This is a genomic window from Marinobacterium sp. BA1, assembly GCF_041155135.1.
GTDB classification, from domain to species: Bacteria; Pseudomonadota; Gammaproteobacteria; order Pseudomonadales; family Balneatricaceae; genus Marinobacterium; species Marinobacterium iners.
In genome coordinates, this window is sequence record NZ_BAAFHC010000001.1 from 665,045 (window position 1) to 688,468 (window position 23,424).

Here is a 23,424-nt window from a genome sequence, read left to right on the forward strand (position 1 = left end):
GTTGCGGAGCCTCGATCCGCATCCGGAAGATGTATCTGACAGCCTTGGGCTGCGAGGGATTCTGAATGTTTCTGTTACGCCTTGAGCAGACGATCAACGCCTTTTCCGATTGGCTGGGCAAGATCTCTGCCGTTCTTTTTGTGATCATGCTGTTCAACGTTTTCTACGACGTGGTCACGCGTTACCTGTTTAATGATGTGTCCATCGGCATGCAGGAGCTGGAGTGGCATCTGTTTGCTGCCATGTTCATGCTTGGGGTGCCGTTTACCCTGAGGGTCGGTGGCCATGTGCGCGTTGATCTGATCTATGAAGGGTTGAGCCTGAAGAAGAAAGCCTGGATTGACCTTTTCGGTGTCCTGACGCTGTTGTTCCCCTTCTGTCTGCTGGTGGCCTGGTATGGCGTGGATTTCGCCCGCGAGTCCTTTGAGCTGGGTGAAGGCTCGGGCGACCCCGGTGGTCTGCCGTATCGTTGGGTGATTAAGGCAGTTATTCCCTTTGCCTTTTTCTGCACCTTCATCAGTGGTGTCGGGATGATGCTTCATTCTGTTAATACGCTCGCAGGCCATCACAGGGATGATGGCTACACCCCGATGCAGCACTAACGCACAAGGTATTCCCGATGATCGGTATTACAATGTTTTTCGTTGCCCTGGGTATGCTGTTGATCGGCTTCCCGGTGGCCTTCATTTTTGGCGGTGTGGCGCTCTGGTTCGGTGTCTATGCCGAGGGACCGGACATGTTTGCCTTCATGCCGTTCCGTATCCAGAGCATCATGGAAAACACGGTGCTCATGGCGGTGCCTCTGTTTGTGTTCATGGGAATCGTGCTGCAGAAAACCCGTCTGGCCGAGCAGTTGCTGGAATCCATGGGCAAACTGTTTGGTGGCGTACGAGGCGGTCTGGCAATTTCCACCGTACTGGTAGGTGCTCTGCTGGCTGCTTCGACCGGTGTGGTGGGTGCGTCCGTAGTCGCCATGGGTCTGATCTCGTTGCCGGTCATGCTCAAGTACAACTATGACAAAAAGCTGGCCTGCGGCACGATCTGTGCCTCCGGTACGCTGGGGCAGATCATTCCGCCATCCATCATCCTGATTATTCTGGGTGACGTGATGGGGATTCCGGTCGGTGATCTGTTTCAGGCGGCCATCATGCCTGGATTCATTCTGATCGGTGCCTATGTTCTGTACATCCTGGTGTATACCTACCTGAAACCTTCAGCGGCTCCGGCCTTGCCGATGGATCTGGACGATGGCACACGTCGGGAGCAAGTCTTCAAGGCATTGAAAGCGATTATTCCCCCGCTGGCACTGATTTTGGTGGTGCTGGGCTCGATCTTTGCCGGTATTGCAACACCGACCGAATCCTCGGCGCTGGGTGGCGTAGGTGCTCTGCTGCTGGCGCTGATCTACCGCCAGTTCAGCTGGAAGATGGTATACAACTCTGCCATCGAGACTGTGAAAGTTACGGCGATGGTTTTTGCCATCCTGTTGGGGGCCACGGCGTTCTCCATGGCGTTCAGCTATACCGGTGGTGAAGAGATTGTAGAGCATTACCTGTCCAATCTGCCGGGTGGGGCCATGGGCTTCCTGCTGCTGTCGATGTTGGCAATCCTGATTCTTGGCTTCTTTATCGATTTTGTTGAAATCAGTTTCATCATCGTGCCGATTCTGCTGCCGGCAGCAGAACTTCTGGGCATAGCGCCGGTGTGGTTTGCGATCTTGATCGCAATGAATCTGCAGACCAGCTTCCTGACTCCACCTTTCGGCTTCAGTCTGTTTTACCTCAAGGGGGTTGCGCCGCCCAATGTGCGTACCCTGGACATCTACAAGGGGGTCGTGCCCTTTATCATCATGCAGGTGGCAATCGTGATTTCGATTCTCCTGTTCCCAGGGTTCTACGGTCTGGTTTAGACTTAACGAACGCCTGTTCGGCCCTATGCCGTTCAGGCGTTTTATTTTTCTGGCCGTGCGGGTGCAGTTCAATGCCGCTGAAGATCAAGATCCTCCTTCTTTCCATTCTTCCGATGATGCTGGTGACCTCGGCTGTTGCCTGGCTTGGCATGAATCAGGCGCGTCAGCTGTCAGAGGAAGAGATCCGGCTGTTTGAGCAGCATTTGCTGGGCTCCAAGCAACGAGAACTGGAAAACTATGTCAGCCTGGCGCTGACATCCATCGCCCATATCGTTGATACGGCAGGCCCCGATGATGCCCAGGCCAAAAGTGCAGTCAAGCAGATTCTGACTGATATGACTTTCGGTGATGATCAGGACGGGTATTTCTTCGTTTACACACTTGAAGGGGTCAATCTGGTTCACCCGACACAGCCGGAGCTGGTCGGGCAGGACCTGTATGACATGCAGGACGCCCGTGGCAATTACGTGATTCGCAATTTGCTGGAGCGCGCTCGACAGGGCGGCGGCTTCCATCGCTACCTGTGGGAAAAGCCCTCCAAGCAGGCACGTGAAGAGAAAATCAGCTATGCGGTGATGTTGCCCAAGTGGAACTGGATGCTGGGAACCGGTCTGTATCTGGATGATATCAGCCGTGAGGTTGCCAAGATCCGTGCCGAGGTCAACCGTAACATTCGCAACACCTTTTTTACCGTGCTTGTCATCATGTCGGTGGCTGTGGTGTTGGTGGTCCTGTTGGGAGTTGCAATCAACCTGCATGAGAATCGTTTGGCTGACAGTCGTCTGAGGCTGCTGGCGCATCGTTCCATTCTGGCCAACGTGGCGGATCGACGTCGCTTCTCGCGGGGGTTGCATGATGGCATCAACCAGTTGATGGTATCAGTGCTGTACCGGATTGAGTTGGCGCAGCGCAAACTGAAACAGGGAGATCAGGAAGGATTGACTGACCTGGACAAGGGCTATCAGGTGCTGAATGAAGCGATTCAGGAAGTGCGTCGGATTTCTCACGACCTGAGACCGACTCTGCTGGATGATCTGGGCCTGGAGGCGGCGCTGGAAGGCTTGCTTGATCGCTTTACGGAGCGAACCGGTATCCGACTGGATCTGGATATCCGCTTGCCCGGTGGAAGGCTGCCAGAGGACGTGGAAATTACGGTCTATCGCTTGGTCCAAGAGGGTCTGACCAACGTGGAGCGACACTCAGGTGCGGGGCTGCTACGCTTACGTCTGTGGCAGCAGAGCGGTCAGCTGTGGTTGAAAATGCAGGATGATGGCTGTGGGTTTGACCCCGAGGTACTGGAGCGATTTGAAGGTATCGGTTTGCGTAACATGCGCGAACGGGTCGAATTGCTGGGTGGCGAGTTCAGGCTGTCTTCACGGCAGGGGCAGGGGGCAACACTGTTGGCTGGCTTGTCCCTGCAGCAGACAGGAGGTGAGCGATGACAGACTCGATCAGGGTGCTGTTGGTGGATGACCATCCGCTGGTTATTGATGGCATTCAGGCCCGGCTGGAAAACGAGGGTGGCATCGAAGTGGTTGGACAGGCCGGCAATGGTCTTGAAGCCATCGAGCTGGTTCAGTCTCTCAAGCCGGACGTGGTGTTGATGGATGTGTCCATGCCGATCATGAATGGACTGGAGGCAACGCGTGAGCTGCGTACACGTTCACCCGAAACTCGAGTGCTGATTCTGAGCATGCATGACAACCGGGAATATATGGTACAGCTGATTCAGTCTGGTGCCCGAGGCTACATACTGAAGGATGTTTCTGCGGCCGAGATGGTGAAGGCGATTGAAACTGTTTGCCAAGGCGGTACTTACTTCAGTGCCAGTGCATCGCAGACCTTGTTCAGTCACTTCACGGACCCGGAGGCGGCGAATTCGGCAGAGGAGCCCGGGGAATTAACACCGCGGGAACGCATGGTGTTGCGACAACTGGCGGAAGGGCACAACAACAAGGAGATTGCCCGTGCCCTGTCAATTTCGGTGCGGACGGTGGAAACCCACCGTCAGAACATCAAGTCAAAGCTCAATATTCATACAGCTGCAGGCCTGGTGCGGTATGCGCTGGAACACAATCTGGTTCAGTGAGGCGGCGCGACCTCCTCTAACACAATGGGCCCAAGATCATTGGCCTCGGCTGCTTTCCTGAGGCGGCCGTCTTGTTTGATGTCACTGACAAAGCGATTCACCCGTGCCAGCCACTGAGGCTGCCCTTTGGCTACGGCATATGCGTACCGGAAGGGGCGCTCAGTCATTGATGCCGGAGGCTCAATCAGGCGAGCCCAGTCATAGAAACGAAGCACCTTGCGTGAGTAAGGGTAATCGGTGATGAATACATCCGCCATTCCTGACATGACAGCCTGCTCACGTTCTCGAGGGTCTTTAACTACCATCATGTCGGCATGTTGCAGGCTGCTGCGCATTTGAGACTCCATATAGGTTCCTTCCTGCACACAGACAATGGCGCCGGGCTGGTCAATATCACTCCACTGTTGTATGCCAGGATGCGTGCGTGTGCTGACCGCATACATCTGGCTGGCCAGGTAGGGCTCACTGTAATCGATGCGCTGGGCGCGCGCGTCCGTGATTGCTATCGAAAACATTCCGATGTCACAGGCGTCCGCTTCCAGGTCATCCATGAAACGGCCGAAATGTGTTTCGACAAACTCAAGTTCCACATCAAGGTCGCGTGCAAATTCATGCGCCAGCTCGATATCAATCCCCTCAAGACGACCCGTCTTGGGGTGGCGTGCACTGATGGAAAAGTAGTCGGGCCAGATACACACTCGCAACGTCTGTGATTGCATGATCCGGTTGAGTCGATCAGGAGAGTTCGTTTGTGCATTCAGGCCAAGGCTGGTGCACAATAGCGTCGTGAGGGCAACCCAAGAAAGGGGTAGCAGTGCCTTGACCTGCATTTAACGTCTCCAGAGAGTAAGGGATGCCAAGCACTATAGCAGATGATAAACCCCGGTATAGCCTGAAGACGGGCTTGTCTGTTTTGCTGTTGGGGCTGCTGCTGATTACCACGTTGGTGGTGATGCAGTTGGTTGTCGTCAACCTCGGTACACAGCGGGCGGTAGCTGAGCTGGAAAAGGAAGCCACCCTGCTGGCGCATTCGCTTGAGAGCAGTGTCACTCGAACGGTTCAGGACGTACAGGGGCGCTTGCGCTCCCTGGAGGATCTGTTGGAGCACAGTCAGGAGTTACTGCAACAACCGCTAGAGCTGCAGCAGCGGATGCAGATGCTGGTTTCCATGACGCCCCAGCTGCGTGAGCTGGCAGTGCTGCAGCGACAAGAGGGTCGCTTAACCGTGTTGGCGAGCTCCGCGATAGCGCGTGATGGCAGTCATATTGAGTCCCTTGCCTGCACGGAAAGTGCCCCTGTTACAGCATTGCTGCGTTTTTCCGAGCCGCTGCCTGGGCGCTTCCTGGGCTCTGATACCGGGCCTGAGGGAGTGTATAAGCTGCCGGTATGCATGCTGTTTTCGGCCGAGGCCGGGCAGCAGACATGGCTTGTTGCAGTATTGAACCCAGATGCGTTGCGTGAGTTGTTCCGGCCGATCATTGATAACCTGCCGGCGCAGGTGCAGCTTTATCGTCATGACGGCCGAGCGCTGGTGGAGCTGCCGGTCGCTGCAAAAGGCTTTGCTGCAGCACCCGGGGAGTTGCTGGAGCTGGTGCGCCAACGCGAGTGGGGGCTGTATCACGCTGTTGAACAGCCTGACGCCAATGTAACAGCCTACCGTGCTACCTCCATGCTTCCGTTATTGTTAACGCTTGCCATCGATCGTAATCAGGCGTTGGCACCCTGGTATAGAACGGTAGCGACTATGTGGTTGATAGTGGGTGTGGTGTTGGTGTTGATACTTATGGCATCAGTTCTGATCGCCTGGATGCGCTACCGCCAGTATCGTTTGATAGATGAGCTGCACTTGCTGGGCGCAGCGATCAGTACCACGGCCAATGCCGTGTTGATTACAGATAGCCGTGGCGATATTCGCTGGGTCAATCAGGCATTTACGCGCCTGACCGGCTTTGCGCCCGAAGAAGCTCTGGGGCGCACGCCAGCCATTCTCAATTCAGGTGAGCACTCGGCACTGTTCTTCAGACGCTTGTGGGACACAATTATGGCGGGTGAGGTTTGGCGTGGTGAAGTAGTCAATCATACCCGTGATGGCAAGCAGCTCATGGTTGAACAGACAATCACGCCGATCAAAAGCGGCAAAGGAGAGCTGACTCATTTTGTAGCGGTGCATGAAGATATTACCGCGCGCAGGGCGGCCGAACAGCGCTCGCTTTATCTTGCCAATCATGATCACCTGACCGGACTTCCCAATCGGCGTGAGCTGCTGTCGCGGTTGGGTCAATGGCTGCAGCCAGATGGCCCTGCCTATCTCGCGCTGCTGTATATCGATCTGGATAACTTCAAGGCGGTCAACGACACGCTTGGGCATGGCCGAGGGGATGAGTTGCTGATTGGCATGGTAACCCGGCTTAATAACCTGATTCCGCCAGGTGGGTGCCTTGCACGCTTGGGGGGGGACGAATTTGCAATTGTGATGGTACAGGATGTGGGGCGCGAACAGGCGTCGCAACTGGCACAGAGAATAACCGATCTGTTGGCCGAACCCTTTGAGCTTGCAGGCCAGCGCTTCAGTTTGACGGCCAGTATAGGTTTGGCTCTAACGGCAAGGGGTAAAAGCGACCCCCAAACCCTGCTGCGGCAGGCTGATCTTGCACTCTATGCGGCCAAGCATGATGGTCGTAGCGTATATCGAATATTCAATGCAGAGATGGACTTTCAAGTCAGCCGAAGAGTGAATATCGAGCAGGGGTTGAGACTTGCGCTGACGCGGCCTGAGCATGTTTTCAGCATGTACTACCAGCCAGTATTCGATGCCCAGACATTAAAGCCTGTAGCGGCTGAGTTGCTGCTGCGCTGGAAGACTGAAGCGGGAGAGTGGATTTCACCGGCGGAATTTATTCCGGTTGCTGAAGAAAGCGGCATGATCATTGAGCTTGGTCGCTGGCAATTGGAGCAGGTAATCGCGCGTATGGCAGACTGGGAATTGATCAACAGCAGCCGTTTTTACCTTAGTGTTAATGTATCGGCAGTACAGCTGGCGCGTGACGAAATCGCCAATTGCATGATAAGCCTACTGGATCAGTATGGTATTCCGGCGCACAAGATCACAGTGGAAGTAACCGAAACGGCAATTATCAATTTGAATGACAGGTTTGAAGCCAATCTGGCCTCCTTTGCCGCTGCCGGAATACGCCTGTCGGTAGACGACTTCGGTACCGGCTATTCATCACTTGGAAATCTTCGTAACCTGCGAGCGGACTACCTGAAAATAGATCGCAGCTTCGTGGTGGGTATTGGGCAAAACCATGGCGATGAAGAGATCATTCTGGCTATGCTGGCGTTGGCGCGAAGTCTTAACATGAAAGTGGTGGCCGAAGGGGTTGATAAAGATCATCAGCTAAGATTTTTGCAGCAGGCCGGCTGTGATCAGATACAGGGCTATCTGCTTGCCAAGCCAATGCCGGAGTCGGCTTTAATGCGTCACCTGCAACAGCATCAGACAGGCCCGGGCGGCTGAATGACTTGATGCAGGCGTATGAAAAAAAAGAAAAATACCCTCTGAGGGGCTTGCACCCAAAGTCATCATCTATATAATACGCAGCACATTTTAGGACTATAGCTCAGTTGGTTAGAGCACCACCTTGACATGGTGGGGGTCGGCGGTTCGAGTCCGCCTAGTCCTACCAGATTTATAAAAAAGCCACTACGGGTCATGCCGAGTGGCTTTTTTTGTTACACTGCACCTGAATGTGGCTTGTACAAACTCTAGGGAAAAGGAGGGGGTATGTCGAACAGGGAAGATGATCAAGCGTTTGAAAGCTTGAGCGATCTGTTAGGTGTGGAGGAAGATCTGGATGCAGTTCGTCCAGATCTATTCGAAACAGTTGCAGTTGATGTGGTCGACAGCTCACAGGCCAGGTCCAGTGTGGGTTTTGATGTTGAAGCTTTTGACCGCTCTCGCGCATTGGTGTTGTTGGGTAAAAGCACTGGTGGAATCTGTTTGCAGCAAGTGCGTGAATTTGCCATGGAGGCGCATGCAGGGCAGCGGCTTCGACATACTTCAGAGCCATACTGGAAACATCTTTCTGAAGTTGCGGGGCTTGTGGCGACCTGCAACAACTCAGGCTCAAGGATGGTAGCGCTGGCCTGGTTGCATGATGTGGTTGAGGATACAACTGTTACGCTGCGAGAGGTCGAGCGTACGTTTGGCGCTTCAATTGCTGACGGAGTGCGATGTCTGACTGGCTCAGCCAATAGTTCAATTTCGAGTGAAGAGCGTAGTCGGCGTGACCGCCAGCGGTTGGCGGCTGGTGATACGGATGTGCATAGTGTCAAGTTGGCCGAAATTGCATGCCGTCTTTCATCCCTGTGTCGTCTTAATTCGGAAGTTGAGCTTGCGGGTTATCTTGAGGAAAAGCGCCTTGAAGTTGGCGTGCTGACTCAGGGTGATGATGGCTTGAAAAGACTGGTGCGCACGCTCTGGTCTGAAGCAAAGCGAATGGCTGGGTCGAGTAAGGTATAGTGCGTGTGCGTGAATTGTGGCTGGATGCCTTAGTGTGGCAGTTGCTTGTAGCTGCCGCCTGAAGTGCAATGCTGAAAATTCAATGTTGCGTCAGTGGCTGGGCGCGTACTCAGTACCTCTCTGTGGTCCTGCTCGCTTAGCAGGTATGCATCACATAAATCGCATTTGATCAGTTCACTATCACTGATTTTGCTGATGCTGAGATGGTGTCGTGAAAGGACTCCGCTGCTCAATAGAGTGCGGCAGTGTTGGCATATCTGTTCCATGGTTGGATCCCTCCTGAGTACAAGCGTCCTGCTGATACCACTTTAGCTTATCCAAAGGTCATGAGCAGTAGGAATTTTTCCTAATTTAAATGTTTGTTTGGACCAAAAAAAACCCTGCATAGGCAGGGCTTTTTGGTTAAATGCAATCAGGCAGGATAATCACGCTGCTTTGCACCAGTATAAAGCTGGCGCGGGCGACCAATTTTGTTCGGGCTGGAATGGAATTCGTTCCAGTGCGAGATCCAGCCGATGGTGCGGGAGAGGGCAAAGATCACGGTGAACATGTTGGTCGGAATGCCTATCGCTTTCAGGATGATGCCGGAATAGAAGTCCACGTTCGGGTACAGCTTGCGCTCAACGAAGTATTCATCTTCGAGTGCGATCTGTTCCAGTCTCTTGGCGATCTGCAGCTGAGGGTCGTTTTCGATACCCAGCAGAGCCAGAACTTCATCGCAGGTCTTCTTCATTACCTTGGCGCGAGGGTCGAAGTTGCGGTATACGCGATGGCCAAAGCCCATCAGGCGGAATGGATCGTTCGGATCCTTGGCCTTTTCGATGAACTCGGGGATGTTGGCCTCATCGCCAATCTCATCCAGCATGGTCAATACTGCTTCGTTTGCGCCACCGTGAGCCGGTCCCCACAGGGCGGCAATGCCGGCTGCGATGCAGGCAAACGGGTTTGCACCGGAAGAGCCTGCCAGGCGAACGGTAGAAGTGGAAGCGTTCTGTTCATGGTCGGCATGCAGGATGAATATGCGATCCATGGCGCGAGCCAGTACAGGATTGACTTCATAATCAGCGCAGGGGGTGCCGAACATCATGCGCAGGAAGTTGGCGCCATAGCTGAGTTCGTTTTGCGGATACATGAACGGCTGGCCGATGGAATACTTGTAGCACATGGCTGCAAGCGTCGGCATCTTGGCGATCAGGCGATACGCGCAGACTTCGCGGTGGTGGGGGTTGTTGATATCGAGCGAGTCGTGATAGAACGCTGACAGTGCGCCAACAACACCGCACATGATGGCCATTGGGTGCGCGTCACGGCGGAACCCCTTGAAGAACTGGCTGAGCTGTTCGTGCACCATGGTGTGGTTAGAAATGGTGTTAACGAACTTATCTTTCTCTTCTGCCGTGGGCAGTTCACCGTTGAGCAGCAGGTAGCAGACTTCAAGGTAGTCGGACTTTTCAGCCAGCTGTTCGATCGGGTAGCCGCGGTGCAGCAGCACGCCTTGGCCACCATCGATATAGGTGATCTTGGATTCGCAGGCCGCAGTGGACACGAAGCCGGGGTCGTAGGTGAACAGGCCTTTGCCGGTCAGTGGGCGTACATCTATGACGTCGGGACCTTCAGTGCCGGAATAGACCGGCAGTTCGATCGCTTCGTCCAGACCATCGACTGTCAAACGTGCTTTCTTGTCAGCCATCAGAGGCTCCTATCATTCTGTTTTGTATTGCTGCGGCTTGCTACTGAGCCGCTTCATAGGAAATGGCCCGAAAAAGGACCCACCCACTATAGAGTTTGAAACAGGATTGTCAATTAAGCCTTGGGGGTGAAATGTTGCATCGCAACAGAAAGAATTTTCCTAGCAATTCAGCTGTTTTGGGGAAATAAATAATTAGTTGTATGTCGACCTGAAAATAATTATACGAGCCAGTCAGCAGGTCTGGATCTTCACACTAGACTTAAGCCTTAGGTAGCGCTGGGCGCGTTGTATTCCAAGGGTGATCTGTCTATACTCTCGCACCTGAGTTGGCACCGTGCCCACTGGTTAAGTGTCAGTTCTGGCATCTCGAGGTACTACTCTCTGAGCACTTCCTAGCAACCTTGTCCTGCAACTGGACAGAAAAGTGTGAACTAGAGCCGTGAACAAGAAAAGACCTGTAAATTTAGATCTGCGAACCATAAAAATGCCACTCCCGGCGATCACTTCAATACTGCATCGCGTATCAGGTGTGGCGCTGTTCTTTGGCGCCATCTTTATGCTTTATGTATTAAGTATGTCGCTGGAATCTCAGGCCGGTTTTGACCGCGCTGCTGAGATGCTCCAGGAGTCATTCCTGGCAAAACTCATTGCATGGGGGCTGGTGTCAGCGCTGCTGTACCACTTCTTTGCAGGTATCAAGCACCTGATCATGGATCTTGGCCACTGTGAAGAACTGGATAGCGGTCGTTTGGCAGCCAAGGTCACTTTGGTGATAGCGGGCATCGCTATCCTGCTTGCGGGAGTCTGGATATGGTAACAAGTATCACAAGCTTTGGTCGTAGCGGCCTGTATGACTGGATGATGCAGCGCGTCACCGCAATTGTACTGCTGGCTTACACCATTTTTATGATCGGCTATCTGCTGATGAATCCGGAACTGGATTACAACCAGTGGAAAGAACTGTTCAGCGGTACGGTCATGCGTATCTTTACCCTGCTGGCAGTCCTGTCCATGGTGGCGCACGCTTGGATCGGTATGTGGTCTGTTTCTACTGACTACATCAAGGCGACCGGTGCTCGCTTCGTGTTCCAGTCCGCATGCGGCCTGCTGGCGTTTATTTACGTCGTGTGGGGCATCCAGATTCTGTGGGGTATCTAAAACATGTCTAAACTGCGTACGCTTACTTTCGACGCGATCGTCGTCGGTGGTGGTGGTGCTGGCATGCGCGCTGCGCTGCAGTTGGCACAGTCAGGCCTGAATACGGCCTGTGTCACCAAAGTATTCCCGACCCGTTCTCACACTGTGTCTGCTCAGGGTGGTATTACCTGTGCGATTGCCAGTGCTGATCCGAACGATGACTGGCGCTGGCATATGTATGACACCGTCAAGGGGTCAGACTATATCGGTGACCAGGACGCAATTGAGTACATGTGCTCCGTAGGTCCTCAGGCTGTATTCGAGTTGGATCACATGGGGCTGCCGTTCTCGCGTACCGAAATTGGCCGCATCTATCAGCGTCCGTTCGGTGGTCAGTCCAAGGGGCCGGATAACCCTACACAGGCAGCTCGTACCTGTGCAGCGGCAGACCGTACCGGTCATGCGCTTCTGCATACACTGTACCAGGCCAATATGAAGGCCGGTACGACTTTCCTGAATGAATGGTATGCCGTTGATTTGGTCAAGAATGCCGATGGTGATGTGGTTGGCTGTATTGCCATTTGCATCGAAACCGGTGAGACCGTTTATATCAAGTCCAAGGCAACTGTGCTGGCAACTGGTGGTGCGGGTCGTATCTATGCATCCACCACCAATGCGCTGATCAATACCGGTGATGGTATTGGTATGGCGATGCGAGCTGGTGTGCCTGTTCAGGATATGGAAATGTGGCAGTTCCACCCGACCGGTATTGCCGGTGCTGGCGTCCTCGTAACCGAGGGTTGTCGAGGTGAGGGTGGCTATCTGGTGAACAAGGATGGCGAGCGCTTCATGGAGCGTTATGCTCCGAACGCCAAAGATCTTGCAGGTCGTGATGTTGTTGCGCGCTCCATGATTCTCGAGATTCTCGAAGGACGTGGTTGTGGCGAGAATGGCGATCATGTTTATCTGAAGCTGGATCACCTGGGTGAAGAGGTGTTGCATTCACGTCTGCCGGGCATCTGCGAACTGTCCAAGACCTTTGCTGCCGCAGATCCGGTGAAAGAGCCGATCCCGGTTGTGCCGACCTGCCATTACATGATGGGTGGTATTGCGACCAATATTGGTGGTCAGGCAATCTCTCCGGATGCTCAGACCGGTGAAGACAGGATCATCAATGGTTTGTTCGCCTGTGGTGAAGCGGCTTGTGTATCTGTACATGGCGCCAATCGCCTGGGTGGTAACTCTCTGCTTGACCTTGTGGTATTCGGTCGTGCGGCGGGTATGCAGATCGAGCAGCAAATGCGTGAAGGCTACTCCGTGGCTGAAGCGACCGAGTCTGATATTGAAGCGGCGATGTCTCGTCTGAATCGTCTCAACAACAGCACTGGTGGCGAAAAGGTTGCGGATGTGCGCAAGGATCTGCAAAGCACCATGCAGCTGTACTTTGGTGTGTTCCGTGATGGCGCAAGCATGCAGAAAGGTCTCGGCCTCCTGAAGGAGATCCGTGAGCGTGTTGCCAACGTACATCTTGAAGACAAGAGTCAGGCGTTCAATACCTCGCGTATTGAAGCTCTGGAGCTTGAGAACTTGATGGAAGTTGCTGAAGCAACCGCGATTGCGGCCGAGGAGCGCAAGGAGTCCCGTGGTGCGCACGCCCGTAACGACTTCACCGAGCGTGATGACGAAAACTGGTTGTGCCACTCCGTCTTCTTCCCGCAGAACAAGTCCGTTGGCAAGCGCGCAGTCAACTTCGCGCCCAAGACAATGGATCCGTTCCCGCCGAAAGTACGAACCTATTAAGAGGCTGGTGCGATGCTGGTAAGTGTATATCGTTACAACCCTGAAGTGGACGATGCTCCCTACATGCAGGATGTCCATATTGATATCCCGGGTGGCAAGGACATCATGGTGCTGGATCTGCTCCAGCTGCTGAAAGAAAAGGACACGACTCTTGCTTATCGTCGTTCCTGCCGTGAGGGCGTGTGTGGCTCGGATGGCATGAATATGAACGGCAAGAACGGTCTGGCGTGCATCACGCCGCTGTCTGAAGTGGTCAAGGATGACAAGCTGGTACTGCGCCCGCTGCCGGGCCTTCCGGTGATTCGTGACCTGGTCATCGATATGACTCAGTTCTACAAGCAGTACGAGAAGATCAAGCCGTTCCTGATTAATGATACGCCGCCGCCGGCGATCGAGCGTTTGCAGTCACCGGAAGAGCGCGCTGAGCTGGATGGCCTGTACGAGTGTATTCTTTGTGCATGCTGCTCCACTGCCTGTCCGTCCTTCTGGTGGAATCCGGACAAGTTTGTGGGTCCGTCCGGCTTGCTGCAGGCCTACCGCTTCCTGGCCGACAGTCGTGATACCGCGACCAATGAGCGTCTGTCAGAACTTGATGATCCGTTCAGCGTATTTCGTTGTCATGGCATCATGAACTGTGTCAGCGTGTGTCCGAAGGGTCTCAACCCGACCAAGGCGATTGGTAAAATTCGCAACATGCTGATTCAGCAAGCAACCTGATCTTTCTCAGGTATAAAAAAACGGCATCTTTGATGCCGTTTTTTTTGGTTCTCAGGCAGGAGGGTTCGGGCGTCATAGCCAAAAGGCCTATGTCGTCCATGTGGTATAATTTTATAGAATCCTCGCCTGCTAGCGGTGTTAAGGCCGCAATAAAAAGCGTAGAATTATCGACCGCGGCCGCACGCGATCCGTCGTTGCTGCGGGACGATACAAAAAACGGTAATCAGCAGAGGGTTAACGGGCTGTTGGGTCAGGAAATAGTGCAGCCTGATCGCTACAGTGCCCTCTCAGAGCCAGGGTGAGATGATAATGCAAGATGGCATAATGGAGCAGATGTGGAAGAATGCCCATCTCTATGGGGGCAACCTTTCATATGTCGAACAACTATACGAAACGTACCTGATGGACCCGAATGCCGTTCCACAAGAATGGCGTGAAGAGTTCGATCGACTCCCTAAGGTTGGTGATAACATCACGCAGGATGTGCCTCACTCCACCATCCGGGAACATTTCCTTCTCCTCTCCAAGAATCAAAAGCGCGCCATGCCGGTATCCGGCAGCAGTGTCAGCTCTGAGCATGAAAAGAAACAGGTTCGCGTTCTGCGGATGATCAATGCCTATCGCGTGCGTGGACACCAGCACGCTGATATTGATCCACTGAACCTGATGCAGCGTGAGCAGGTGCCTGACCTTGATCCGCGCTTTCATGAGCTTTCAGAAGCTGACTTCGATACCCGCTTTCAGCTGGGTTCACTGTTTTTCGGTCCCGAAGAGAGCACGCTGAAAGAAATCCTGGCTGATCTCAAGAAAACTTACTGCACTACCGTCGGCGTTGAGTATATGCACATCGTCGATACACAGGAAAAGCGCTGGATTCAGTCACGCATGGAACCTGTGCGCAGCCATCCTGTACTGACCAATGATGAGCGCAAGCACATTCTGGAGCGTCTGGTCGCGGCTGAGGGCCTCGAGAAGTATCTCGGCTCACGCTATGCCGGTGCCAAGCGCTTTGGACTTGAAGGTGGCGAGAGCCTGATTCCGTGCCTTGATGAGCTGGTTCAGCGTGCCGGTCGTGACGGTGCCAAGGAGCTGGTGATCGGCATGGCACACCGCGGTCGTCTCAACGTGCTGGTCAATCTGTTTGGCAAGAATCCGCAGGATCTGTTCGGCGAGTTCGAAGGCAAGCGCGTAATCGAAACCTCTGGTGACGTGAAATACCATCAGGGCTTTTCATCCAATGTGATGACACCGGGCGGAGAAGTTCACATCGCCATGGCGTTCAACCCATCTCACCTTGAGATCGTGTCTCCGGTGGTTGAGGGCTCCGTGCGTGCGCGTCAGGACCGTCGTAATGATCCGGTTGGCAATACTGTAATCCCGGTTGCCATCCATGGTGATGCCGCCTTCGCAGGTCAGGGTGTGGTGATGGAGACATTCCAGATGTCTCAAACCCGTGCCTACAAGACCGGTGGCACCGTCCATATCGTGATCAACAACCAGGTGGGCTTCACCACTTCCAAGAAGGAAGATGCGCGTTCCACTGAGTATTGTACAGATGTGGCCAAAATGGTGCAGTCTCCAATTTTCCATGTGAACGGAGATGATCCCGAAGCCGTCCGCTTTGTGACTCAGCTGGCACTGGACTATCGTAACGAATTCAACAAGGATGTGGTTATCGACCTGGTGTGCTATCGCCGTCGAGGCCATAACGAAGCGGATGAGCCTTCAGGTACTCAGCCGCTGATGTACAGTAAAATCAAGTCCCAGAAGACAACCCGAGAGCTGTATGGTGCTCGCCTCGTCGAAGAGGGTGTTATCTCGGCTGAAGAATCCAAGGCGCTGGATCAGGACTACCGCAAGGCACTGGAAAACGGTGAGCATGTGGCCAAGTCTCTGGTGCTGCAGCCTAACTCTGAGCTGTTCGTTGACTGGCGCCCCTACCTGGGCCATCAGTGGTCTTTCGAATGTGACACGCGGGTGGATGCCAAGCTGTTGAAAGAGCTGGCCAATAAAACCTGTGAGTTCCCGGAAGGGGTGGCGGTTCAGCGTCAGGTACAGAAGATTTACGAAGACCGCAAGAAAATGGCCGCCGGCGCCATGGAGATCAACTGGGGCTTCGCAGAGACCATGGCCTATGCAACATTGCTGGCTGAGGGCTATCCAATTCGCCTTACCGGTCAGGATGTGGGGCGTGGAACCTTCTCTCACCGCCATGCGGTGATCCATAACCAGAAGGATGCTTCCACTTATACTCCACTGCAGAATCTTGCAGATGGGCAGCCAGCCTTTGATATCTATGACTCCTTCCTCTCTGAGGAAGCGGTACTGGGCTTCGAATATGGTTACTCAACCACTACGCCGAATGCATTGGTAATCTGGGAAGCTCAGTTTGGTGACTTTGCCAACGGAGCGCAGGTCGTTATCGATCAGTTCATTACCTCCGGTGAGCACAAGTGGGGCCGTCTGTGCGGTCTGACCATGCTGTTGCCTCACGGCTTTGAAGGTCAGGGCCCTGAGCATTCATCCGCACGCCTTGAGCGTTTCCTGCAGATGTGTGCCGAGCACAATATTCAGGTGTGTGTGCCATCCACACCGGCTCAGATTTTCCACCTGCTGCGCCGTCAGGTCGTGCGTCCGCTGCGCAAGCCGCTGGTTGTGATGTCTCCGAAGTCTCTGCTGCGTCACAAGCAGGCGATTTGTTCGCTTGAGGATCTTTCCGAAGGCACGTTCCAGCCGGTGATTCCGGAAGTGGATCAGCTGGATCCGAAGAAAGTAAAACGCGTGGTCATGTGCAGTGGCAAGGTTTACTACGACCTGTACAACCGTCGCGCCGAACTGGAAAAGGACGATGTCGCCATCGTTCGCATCGAGCAGCTCTACCCGTTCCCGGAACAGGGCCTGAAAGATGCCATTGCTGATTACACCAATCTGGAATCGGTGGTTTGGTGTCAGGAAGAGCCGATGAACCAGGGCGCCTGGTACTGCAGTCAGCATCATATGCGCAATGTGATGCAGCAGCATGATCCCAAGCTGCATCTGGTGGGTGTGGGTCGTCCCCATGCCGCAGCACCGGCAGTAGGCTATATTTCGGTTCACCTTGAGCAGCAAGAGCAGCTGGTCAACGAAGCAATCAACGGTTAATGACAGGTTCGCATACAAGACCTGAGCAGCATTAATAAAGGAAACAGCATGTCCATCGATATTAAAGCGCCGACTTTCCCTGAATCCGTTGCTGACGGAACAGTTGCAACCTGGCACAAGCAGCCGGGTGAAGCATGTTCAGCTGATGAGCTGATCGTTGACATCGAAACCGACAAGGTCGTTCTTGAAGTGGTTGCACCGGCAGATGGTGTTCTCAAGGAGATCGTCAAGGGTGAAGGTGACACTGTTCTGAGCGAAGAAGTTATTGCCATCTTCGAGGAGGGCGCGGCTGCGGCTGCGCCAGCACCGGCTGAAAAGGCCCCCACAGCCGAATCTGCCGATTCGCCTGCCGCGGAAGTGACCACTGACGCTGATAAGGTTGGTCCGGCCGCTCGCAAGTTGATCGAAGAGAACGGCCTGGATGCGTCCAAAATTCCGGGTACCGGCAAGAATGGTGGTATCACCAAGGAAGACGTACAGAACTTCCTGAAAAACAAGCCTGCTGCAGCTCCGGCGGCCGCTGCTCCTGCAGCCGCAGCTCCGGCACTGAACATTCCGGCTGGCGAGCGCACCGAGAAGCGTGTTCCGATGACCCGTCTGCGTGCCACCATCGCCAAGCGTCTGGTCGAAGCGCAGCAGAATGCGGCGATGCTGACCACGTACAACGAAGTCAACATGAAGCCGGTCATGGAGCTGCGCAAGCAGTACAAGGATCTGTTCGAGAAGGTTCACGGCGGCACGCGTCTGGGCTTCATGTCCTTCTTCGTAAAGGCGGCTACTGAAGCATTGAAGCGCTTCCCTGCGGTCAACGCTTCCATCGACGGTAACGACATGGTCTATCACGGCTACCAGGATATCGGTGTTGCCGTATCAACTGAGCGTGGTCTGATGGTACCGGTGCTGCGTGACACGGATTCCATGAGCCTTGCTGAGGTGGAGGGCACTATTGCCGATTTCGGCAAACGTGGTCGTGAGGGCAAGCTGGGCATGGATGACATGCAGGGTGGTACCTTTACCATCACCAACGGTGGTGTGTTCGGTTCTCTGATGTCCACTCCAATCCTGAACCCGCCGCAGACTGCAATCCTGGGCATGCACAAGATCCAGGAGCGTCCAATGGCGGTCAATGGACAGGTTGAGATCCTGCCTATGATGTATCTGGCGCTGTCGTATGACCACCGTATGATTGATGGCAAAGAGGCGGTACAATTCCTCGTCACCATCAAGGATCTGCTGGAAGACCCGGCACGCATGCTGCTGGATGTCTAATCAGACCCGCAATCGAACGAGTGAAAAACAGGATTAAGTAATGTCAGATAAATTTGATCTCATTGTTATCGGTGCCGGCCCCGGCGGGTACGTGGCTGCAATTCGTGCAGCTCAGCTGGGTCTGAAAACTGCCTGTGTCGAGAAGTGGGTTGATGACAAGGGTACACCGGTTCTCGGTGGTACCTGTCTGAACGTAGGTTGTATCCCGTCGAAGGCACTGCTGGAAACCACGCACAAGCTGCACGAGGCTCAGCACGGGTTTGCTGCGCAGGGTATCGTGGCTGATAACGTGCGCATGGACACCAAGCAGATGGTGGCGCGCAAGGATCAGATCGTCAAAAACCTGACCGGTGGCATCGCGGGCCTTTTCAAGGCCAATGGCGTGACTCTGCTGCAGGGTACCGGCAAACTGCTGGCCAACAAGCAGGTTGAAGTAACGGCTCAGGACGGCAGCAGCAGTGTTTATGCTGCTGATAACGTGATTTTGGCCTCTGGTTCCGTACCGGTCGAGATCCCACCGGCTCCGCTGACTGAAGGTCTGATTCTGGATAATGAAGGTGCCCTGAATATCGATGAAACCCCGAAACGTCTGGGTATCATTGGTGCAGGTGTCATCGGTCTGGAAATGGGCTCCATCTGGGCGCGTTGCGGCTCTGAAGTAACCGTATTTGAAGCGATGGATGACTTCCTGGCACTGGCTGACGTTGATGTCGCCAAGGAAGCCAAGAAACTGCTTACCAAGCAAGGTCTGGACATCAAGCTGGGTGCGCGCTGCACCGGCACCGAGATCATCGATGGCAAGGAAGTGAAGGTAAAATTCGCTGATGCCAGCGGTGACCAGGAGATGGTGTTCGACAAGCTGATCGTAGCAGTTGGACGTCGTCCTCAGACTCAGGGCCTGTTGGCAGCAGACAGCGGTGTCAAACTGGACGAACGCGGCTTCATCTTCGTTGATGACAGCTGCCGTACTGATGCGCCAGGCGTCTACGCCATCGGTGACTCCGTGCGTGGCCCAATGCTGGCACACAAGGCCTCTGAAGAGGGGATTATGGTCGTTGACATCATTGCTGGCCACAAGGCTGCATTGAACTATGACTGCATCCCCAACATTATTTATACCTTCCCCGAGTTGGCCTGGGTCGGGAAGACCGAACAGCAGCTCAAGTCCGAAGGTGTAAAAATCAAGGTTGGTAAATTTCCGTTTGCTGCATCTGGCCGAGCAATGGCTGCCAATGCAACTGACGGCTTCGTCAAGATCATTGCTGACGAAGAGACCGACCGCATACTGGGCGTACACATGGTCGGTGGCATCGCCTCCGAACTGATTGCTCAGGGTGTGATTGCGATGGAATTCTGCGCCAGTGCAGAGGATCTGCAGCTGATGGTGTTCGCTCACCCGACCGTCAGCGAAGCTGTGCATGAAGCAGCACTGGCCGTGGACAATCACGCCATTCACATTGCAAATCGCAAAAAGCGATAACCTGAAGGGTTAATCGGTGGGGCAGAGATCCTGCTTTTGCCGATCTGCAGAGCAAAGGTGTATCCCGACTGACTGCACTCTGGTCGGGGTACCTGTATAACCGAAAATACAACGGATTAGAGCATGAACCTTCACGAGTACCAGGGTAAACAACTGTTTGCCGAATATGGTCTGCCGGTCTCCAAAGGGATCGCGGTAGATACTCCGGAAGCGGCTGCTGAAGCGGCTGAAAAAATTGGCGGAGACAAGTGGGTTGTAAAAGCCCAGGTTCACGCCGGTGGCCGTGGTAAAGCAGGTGGTGTAAAGCTGGTTGACTCTCCGGCTGACGCCAAGGCATTTGCCGAAAAATGGCTGGGCCAGCGTCTGGTAACGTATCAGACAGACGCCAATGGTCAGCCGGTTACCAAAATTCTGGTTGAAACCTGCACCGATATCGCTAACGAGCTGTATCTGGGTGCGGTTGTTGACCGCTCCAGCCGTCGCATCGTGTTCATGGCTTCCACCGAAGGTGGTGTCGAGATCGAGAAAGTTGCTGAAGAGACTCCGGAAAAGATCCTGAAAGCAACCATCGATCCCTTGACCGGCGCTCAGCCGTATCAGGGTCGTGAGCTGGCGTTCCAGCTGGGCCTGCAAGGTGATCAGATCAAACAGTTCGTCAACATCTTCCTTGGCCTGGCCAAGATGTTCGAAGAGAAAGATCTGGCACTGCTCGAAATCAACCCGCTGGTCATCACTGACCAGGGCAACCTGCACTGCCTGGATGCCAAGATCGTTATCGACGGTAACTCTGTTTACCGCCATAAGGATCTGCAGGGCATGCACGACCCGTCTCAGGAAGACGAGCGTGAAGCGCGTGCAGCCGAGTGGGATCTGAACTACGTGGCACTGACCGGCACTATCGGTTGCATGGTAAACGGCGCAGGCCTGGCCATGGGTACCATGGATATCGTGTCTCTGCACGGCGGTTTCCCGGCCAACTTCCTGGACGTTGGTGGTGGTGCAACCAAAGAGCGTGTAACTGAAGCGTTCAAGATCATCCTTGAAGACAAGAACGTTAAAGCGGTTCTGGTTAACATCTTCGGCGGTATCGTACGTTGCGACCTGATCGCTGACGGTATCATCGGTGCAGTTAAAGAAGTGGGTGTCAACGTACCGGTTGTGGTACGTCTGGAAGGTAACAACGCTGAGCTGGGTGCGCAGAAACTGGCCGAATCCGGTCTGGACATCATTGCAGCAACCAGCCTGACTGACGCTGCTCAGCAGGCAGTCAAAGCAGCGGAGGGTAAATAATCATGGCCGTTCTGATCAACAAAGATACCAAAGTCATCTGTCAGGGCTTTACCGGTGGCCAGGGTACTTTCCACTCTGAGCAGGCGATTGCCTACGGCACCAAAATGGTTGGTGGTGTAACTCCGGGCAAGGGCGGTACTGAGCACCTGGGTCTGCCGGTATTCAACACCGTTAAGGAAGCTGTAGAAGCGACTGGTGCTGAAGCGTCTGTTATCTACGTTCCGGCTCCTTTCTGCAAGGATTCCATCCTGGAAGCGGCTAATGCTGGCATCAAGCTGATCGTCTGCATCACCGAGCACATTCCGGTAATGGACATGCTGCAGTGCAAAGTGAAGTGTGATGAGTTGGGTGTTCGCCTGATCGGCCCGAACTGCCCGGGCGTTATCACTCCAGGTGAGTGCAAAATCGGTATCATGCCGGGCCACATCCACCTGCCGGGTAAAGTCGGTATCGTTTCCCGTTCTGGTACTCTGACGTACGAAGCGGTTAAACAGACTACTGACGCTGGCTTCGGTCAGTCTACCTGTGTTGGTATCGGTGGTGACCCAATCCCGGGCTCCAACTTCATCGACATCCTGGAAATGTTCCAGAACGATCCTCAGACTGAAGCGATCGTTATGATCGGTGAGATCGGTGGTTCTGCCGAGGAAGAAGCGGCTGCCTACATCAAGGCTAACGTAACCAAGCCGGTTGTTTCTTACATCGCGGGTGTTACTGCACCTCCGGGCAAACGCATGGGCCACGCTGGTGCGATCATCTCCGGTGGCAAGGGCACTGCAGACGAGAAGTTTGCGGCTCTGGAAGACGCTGGTGTGAAGACAGTTCGCTCTCTGGCCGATATCGGCAAGGCACTGTCTGAAGTGACCGGTTGGGCAATGAAGTAAGAGCCTTTGGGTTTCTTTCAAAAAGGCAGCTTCGGCTGCCTTTTTTGTTTCCGTGCGCCCCTATCCGCCCTCTGCTAGAATGCGCCTTCAGAAACACATTCCGAAGGTATTCCCTTGAGTCAACATCCCTTTTCAGTCCTGCCCTTGCGTGCCGAGCTGCTGGACAATCTCGCCTCGCTTGATTATCACTTGATGACCCCGATTCAGCATGAGAGTCTCCCCGTGATTCTGGACGGCAAGGATCTTATCGCTCAGGGCAGAACCGGATCAGGCAAAACGGCGGCCTTCGGTCTGGGTGTGCTGCAGCAGCTTGACCCCACACGTTTTCATGTTCAGGTGCTGGTGCTCTGCCCGACCCGCGAGCTGGCTGATCAGGTTGCACAGGAATTGCGCCGTCTTGCGCGTCAGATCCCCAATGTCAAAACGCTGACATTGTGCGGAGGGCAGCCTCTGGGGCCACAGATTGGCTCACTGGAGCATGGTGCCCATATCGTTGTCGGTACCCCTGGGCGCCTTGAGGAACACCTGCGCAAGGGCACTCTCAAACTGGACAGGTTGCAGGTGCTGGTGCTGGATGAAGCCGATCGCATGCTGGAAATGGGCTTCCAGGCTGCGGTGGACGCGATTGTTGATCAGACGCCGGCCAAGCGCCAAAGCCTTCTGTTCAGCGCAACCTATCCACGTGAGATTGAGGACATTGCCAGCCGTATTCTAACCAACCCGGTTCGGGTGGAAGTGGCCTCGCTGCATCAGTCCGGCAGCATCCGCCAGCATTTTCATCGCGTTGCCGAAGAGGAGCGTCAGGCGGCTTTGACGGCACTGCTCTACCATTATCGTCCGGTATCGGCGGTAGTGTTCTGCAATACCAAGCAGGAAGTGCGCGATCTGGAATCTTTTTTGCAGCAGGAGGGGATTGCCGCGGTGGCTCTGCACGGTGATCTTGATCAGCGCCAGCGTGATCAGACCCTGGTGCGGTTCTCCAATCAAAGCGCTTCTGTATTGGTGGCTACTGATGTTGCAGCCAGGGGGCTGGATATCGAAGGGCTCGATCTCGTGGTTAACTACCGTCCCGCCAAGGAGTCTCAGGTGCATGTACATCGCATTGGACGCACCGGTCGTGCCGGCCAGAGTGGTGTGGCAGTAACCCTGTTCAGCGACCGGGAGGGTCACAAGCTTGCGGGCATTGAAGCTCAGCTGGATATAATTGCCACGGAAGAGCCTTTGCCCGCCGCGCGTGCTGATGGCAGTTATCGTCCACCGATGGCAACGTTGCAACTTGATATCGGTAAAAAACAGAAGATCCGCCCCGGAGATGTTTTGGGTGCATTGACCGGTGGCGAGGGGCTTCAGGGTGATGAGGTCGGTAAAATTCGCGTGTTTGATTTTTGTACCTATGTGGCGGTCAGTCGGCCGGTGGCGAAAGAGGCGGTACGTAAGCTGTCTCAGGGCAAGATCAAGGGCCGCAGCTGCCGTGTACGACAGTTGCGTTGAGGAAA

18 protein-coding genes and 1 tRNA gene are annotated in these 23,424 nt (G+C 54.4%); 17 read left to right on the top strand and 2 right to left on the bottom strand.

What is annotated here, in order from left to right; translation table 11 throughout:
• Positions 1-65: 65 nt before the first annotated feature.
• The 4 genes from ACAM29_RS03270 (at position 66) to ACAM29_RS03285 (ending at position 3,998) form a co-directional block, all read left to right on the top strand.
• Positions 66-602, top strand: coding sequence for a TRAP transporter small permease subunit (locus ACAM29_RS03270; protein WP_369623194.1), 537 nt, complete (start codon positions 66-68; stop codon positions 600-602).
• Between the two features lie 17 nt (positions 603-619).
• Positions 620-1,909, top strand: a complete 1,290-nt coding sequence (locus ACAM29_RS03275; protein ID WP_206834455.1) for a TRAP transporter large permease subunit — start codon at positions 620-622, stop codon at positions 1,907-1,909.
• Between the two features lie 71 nt (positions 1,910-1,980).
• The gene (locus tag ACAM29_RS03280) at positions 1,981-3,351 is read left to right on the top strand and encodes a cache domain-containing protein (protein WP_369623195.1); all 1,371 of its coding nucleotides are present in this window, start codon (positions 1,981-1,983) and stop codon (positions 3,349-3,351) included.
• On the top strand, positions 3,348-3,998 hold the full coding sequence (locus ACAM29_RS03285; protein WP_091823560.1) for a response regulator transcription factor: 651 nt from the start codon (positions 3,348-3,350) through the stop codon (positions 3,996-3,998). Before ACAM29_RS03280 ends, ACAM29_RS03285 begins: the two co-directional genes overlap by 4 nt.
• Here ACAM29_RS03285 and ACAM29_RS03290 read toward each other — a convergent pair.
• Positions 3,992-4,828, bottom strand: a complete 837-nt coding sequence (locus tag ACAM29_RS03290) for an ABC transporter substrate-binding protein (protein ID WP_091823557.1) — start codon at positions 4,826-4,828, stop codon at positions 3,992-3,994. The two genes, ACAM29_RS03285 and ACAM29_RS03290, sit on opposite strands and share 7 nt — an antisense overlap.
• A 23-nt stretch (positions 4,829-4,851) precedes the next feature.
• Between ACAM29_RS03290 and ACAM29_RS03295 the strand changes: the two genes are divergently transcribed.
• From ACAM29_RS03295 to ACAM29_RS03305, 3 genes are all read left to right on the top strand, one after another.
• Entirely contained in the window at positions 4,852-7,515 is a 2,664-nt protein-coding gene (locus tag ACAM29_RS03295; RefSeq protein ID WP_369623196.1) for a putative bifunctional diguanylate cyclase/phosphodiesterase, read from the top strand.
• A gap of 92 nt (positions 7,516-7,607) precedes the next feature.
• Positions 7,608-7,684: transfer RNA gene (locus ACAM29_RS03300), tRNA-Val, on the top strand.
• Between the two features lie 98 nt (positions 7,685-7,782).
• Positions 7,783-8,520: an HD domain-containing protein gene (locus ACAM29_RS03305; RefSeq protein ID WP_369623197.1), complete on the top strand. Its 738-nt coding sequence runs from the start codon at positions 7,783-7,785 to the stop codon at positions 8,518-8,520.
• A gap of 412 nt (positions 8,521-8,932) precedes the next feature.
• Here the strand turns inward: ACAM29_RS03305 and gltA are convergent, their stop codons facing one another.
• A complete protein-coding gene (gene gltA, locus ACAM29_RS03310) occupies positions 8,933-10,210 on the bottom strand; it encodes a citrate synthase (RefSeq protein WP_206834450.1) in 1,278 nt (425 codons plus the stop codon).
• 439 nt (positions 10,211-10,649) lie between these two features.
• On the opposite strand from gltA, the gene sdhC reads away from it, so the two are divergent.
• From sdhC to dbpA, 10 genes are all read left to right on the top strand, one after another.
• Positions 10,650-11,027, top strand: a complete 378-nt coding sequence (gene sdhC, locus ACAM29_RS03315; RefSeq protein WP_091823384.1) for a succinate dehydrogenase, cytochrome b556 subunit — start codon at positions 10,650-10,652, stop codon at positions 11,025-11,027.
• Entirely contained in the window at positions 11,021-11,368 is a 348-nt protein-coding gene (sdhD, locus tag ACAM29_RS03320; protein WP_091823381.1) for a succinate dehydrogenase, hydrophobic membrane anchor protein, read from the top strand. The genes sdhC and sdhD overlap by 7 nt, the downstream gene beginning before the upstream one ends.
• 3 nt (positions 11,369-11,371) lie before the next feature.
• The gene (sdhA, locus tag ACAM29_RS03325; RefSeq protein WP_354405980.1) at positions 11,372-13,147 is read left to right on the top strand and encodes a succinate dehydrogenase flavoprotein subunit; all 1,776 of its coding nucleotides are present in this window, start codon (positions 11,372-11,374) and stop codon (positions 13,145-13,147) included.
• A gap of 12 nt (positions 13,148-13,159) precedes the next feature.
• Entirely contained in the window at positions 13,160-13,864 is a 705-nt protein-coding gene (locus ACAM29_RS03330) for a succinate dehydrogenase iron-sulfur subunit (protein WP_091823375.1), read from the top strand.
• A gap of 309 nt (positions 13,865-14,173) precedes the next feature.
• Positions 14,174-17,005, top strand: a complete 2,832-nt coding sequence (locus ACAM29_RS03335; protein WP_091823371.1) for a 2-oxoglutarate dehydrogenase E1 component — start codon at positions 14,174-14,176, stop codon at positions 17,003-17,005.
• A 48-nt stretch (positions 17,006-17,053) separates the two neighbouring features.
• Positions 17,054-18,274 (top strand): 2-oxoglutarate dehydrogenase complex dihydrolipoyllysine-residue succinyltransferase, encoded by a 1,221-nt coding sequence (odhB, locus tag ACAM29_RS03340; protein ID WP_091823368.1) that lies wholly within the window; start codon positions 17,054-17,056, stop codon positions 18,272-18,274.
• Between the two features lie 40 nt (positions 18,275-18,314).
• Positions 18,315-19,754 (top strand): dihydrolipoyl dehydrogenase, encoded by a 1,440-nt coding sequence (gene lpdA / locus ACAM29_RS03345; RefSeq protein WP_369623198.1) that lies wholly within the window; start codon positions 18,315-18,317, stop codon positions 19,752-19,754.
• 123 nt (positions 19,755-19,877) lie between these two features.
• Positions 19,878-21,044 carry an ADP-forming succinate--CoA ligase subunit beta gene (sucC, locus tag ACAM29_RS03350; RefSeq protein WP_091823361.1) on the top strand — a complete coding sequence of 389 codons (1,167 nt, stop codon included), beginning with the start codon at positions 19,878-19,880 and terminating at the stop codon, positions 21,042-21,044.
• Positions 21,045-21,046: 2 nt separating this feature from the next.
• Positions 21,047-21,928 carry a succinate--CoA ligase subunit alpha gene (sucD, locus tag ACAM29_RS03355; RefSeq protein ID WP_091823358.1) on the top strand — a complete coding sequence of 294 codons (882 nt, stop codon included), beginning with the start codon at positions 21,047-21,049 and terminating at the stop codon, positions 21,926-21,928.
• 114 nt (positions 21,929-22,042) lie between these two features.
• Positions 22,043-23,419: an ATP-dependent RNA helicase DbpA gene (gene dbpA / locus ACAM29_RS03360; RefSeq protein ID WP_091823355.1), complete on the top strand. Its 1,377-nt coding sequence runs from the start codon at positions 22,043-22,045 to the stop codon at positions 23,417-23,419.
• Positions 23,420-23,424: the final 5 nt, after the last annotated feature.

Excerpts from the sequence above, each read along its gene's own strand:
- ACAM29_RS03270 (WP_369623194.1), top strand. The coding sequence starts at position 66 with ATGTTTCTGTTACGCCTTGAGCAGACGATCAACGCCTTTTCCGATTGG.
- ACAM29_RS03275 (WP_206834455.1), top strand. The coding sequence starts at position 620 with ATGATCGGTATTACAATGTTTTTCGTTGCCCTGGGTATGCTGTTGATC.
- ACAM29_RS03280 (WP_369623195.1), top strand. The coding sequence starts at position 1,981 with ATGCCGCTGAAGATCAAGATCCTCCTTCTTTCCATTCTTCCGATGATG.
- ACAM29_RS03285 (WP_091823560.1), top strand. The coding sequence starts at position 3,348 with ATGACAGACTCGATCAGGGTGCTGTTGGTGGATGACCATCCGCTGGTT.
- ACAM29_RS03290 (WP_091823557.1), bottom strand. The coding sequence starts at position 4,828 with ATGCAGGTCAAGGCACTGCTACCCCTTTCTTGGGTTGCCCTCACGACG.
- ACAM29_RS03295 (WP_369623196.1), top strand. The coding sequence starts at position 4,852 with ATGCCAAGCACTATAGCAGATGATAAACCCCGGTATAGCCTGAAGACG.
- ACAM29_RS03305 (WP_369623197.1), top strand. The coding sequence starts at position 7,783 with ATGTCGAACAGGGAAGATGATCAAGCGTTTGAAAGCTTGAGCGATCTG.
- gltA (WP_206834450.1), bottom strand. The coding sequence starts at position 10,210 with ATGGCTGACAAGAAAGCACGTTTGACAGTCGATGGTCTGGACGAAGCG.
- sdhD (WP_091823381.1), top strand. The coding sequence starts at position 11,021 with ATGGTAACAAGTATCACAAGCTTTGGTCGTAGCGGCCTGTATGACTGG.
- sdhA (WP_354405980.1), top strand. The coding sequence starts at position 11,372 with ATGTCTAAACTGCGTACGCTTACTTTCGACGCGATCGTCGTCGGTGGT.
- ACAM29_RS03330 (WP_091823375.1), top strand. The coding sequence starts at position 13,160 with ATGCTGGTAAGTGTATATCGTTACAACCCTGAAGTGGACGATGCTCCC.
- ACAM29_RS03335 (WP_091823371.1), top strand. The coding sequence starts at position 14,174 with ATGCAAGATGGCATAATGGAGCAGATGTGGAAGAATGCCCATCTCTAT.
- odhB (WP_091823368.1), top strand. The coding sequence starts at position 17,054 with ATGTCCATCGATATTAAAGCGCCGACTTTCCCTGAATCCGTTGCTGAC.
- lpdA (WP_369623198.1), top strand. The coding sequence starts at position 18,315 with ATGTCAGATAAATTTGATCTCATTGTTATCGGTGCCGGCCCCGGCGGG.
- sucC (WP_091823361.1), top strand. The coding sequence starts at position 19,878 with ATGAACCTTCACGAGTACCAGGGTAAACAACTGTTTGCCGAATATGGT.
- sucD (WP_091823358.1), top strand. The coding sequence starts at position 21,047 with ATGGCCGTTCTGATCAACAAAGATACCAAAGTCATCTGTCAGGGCTTT.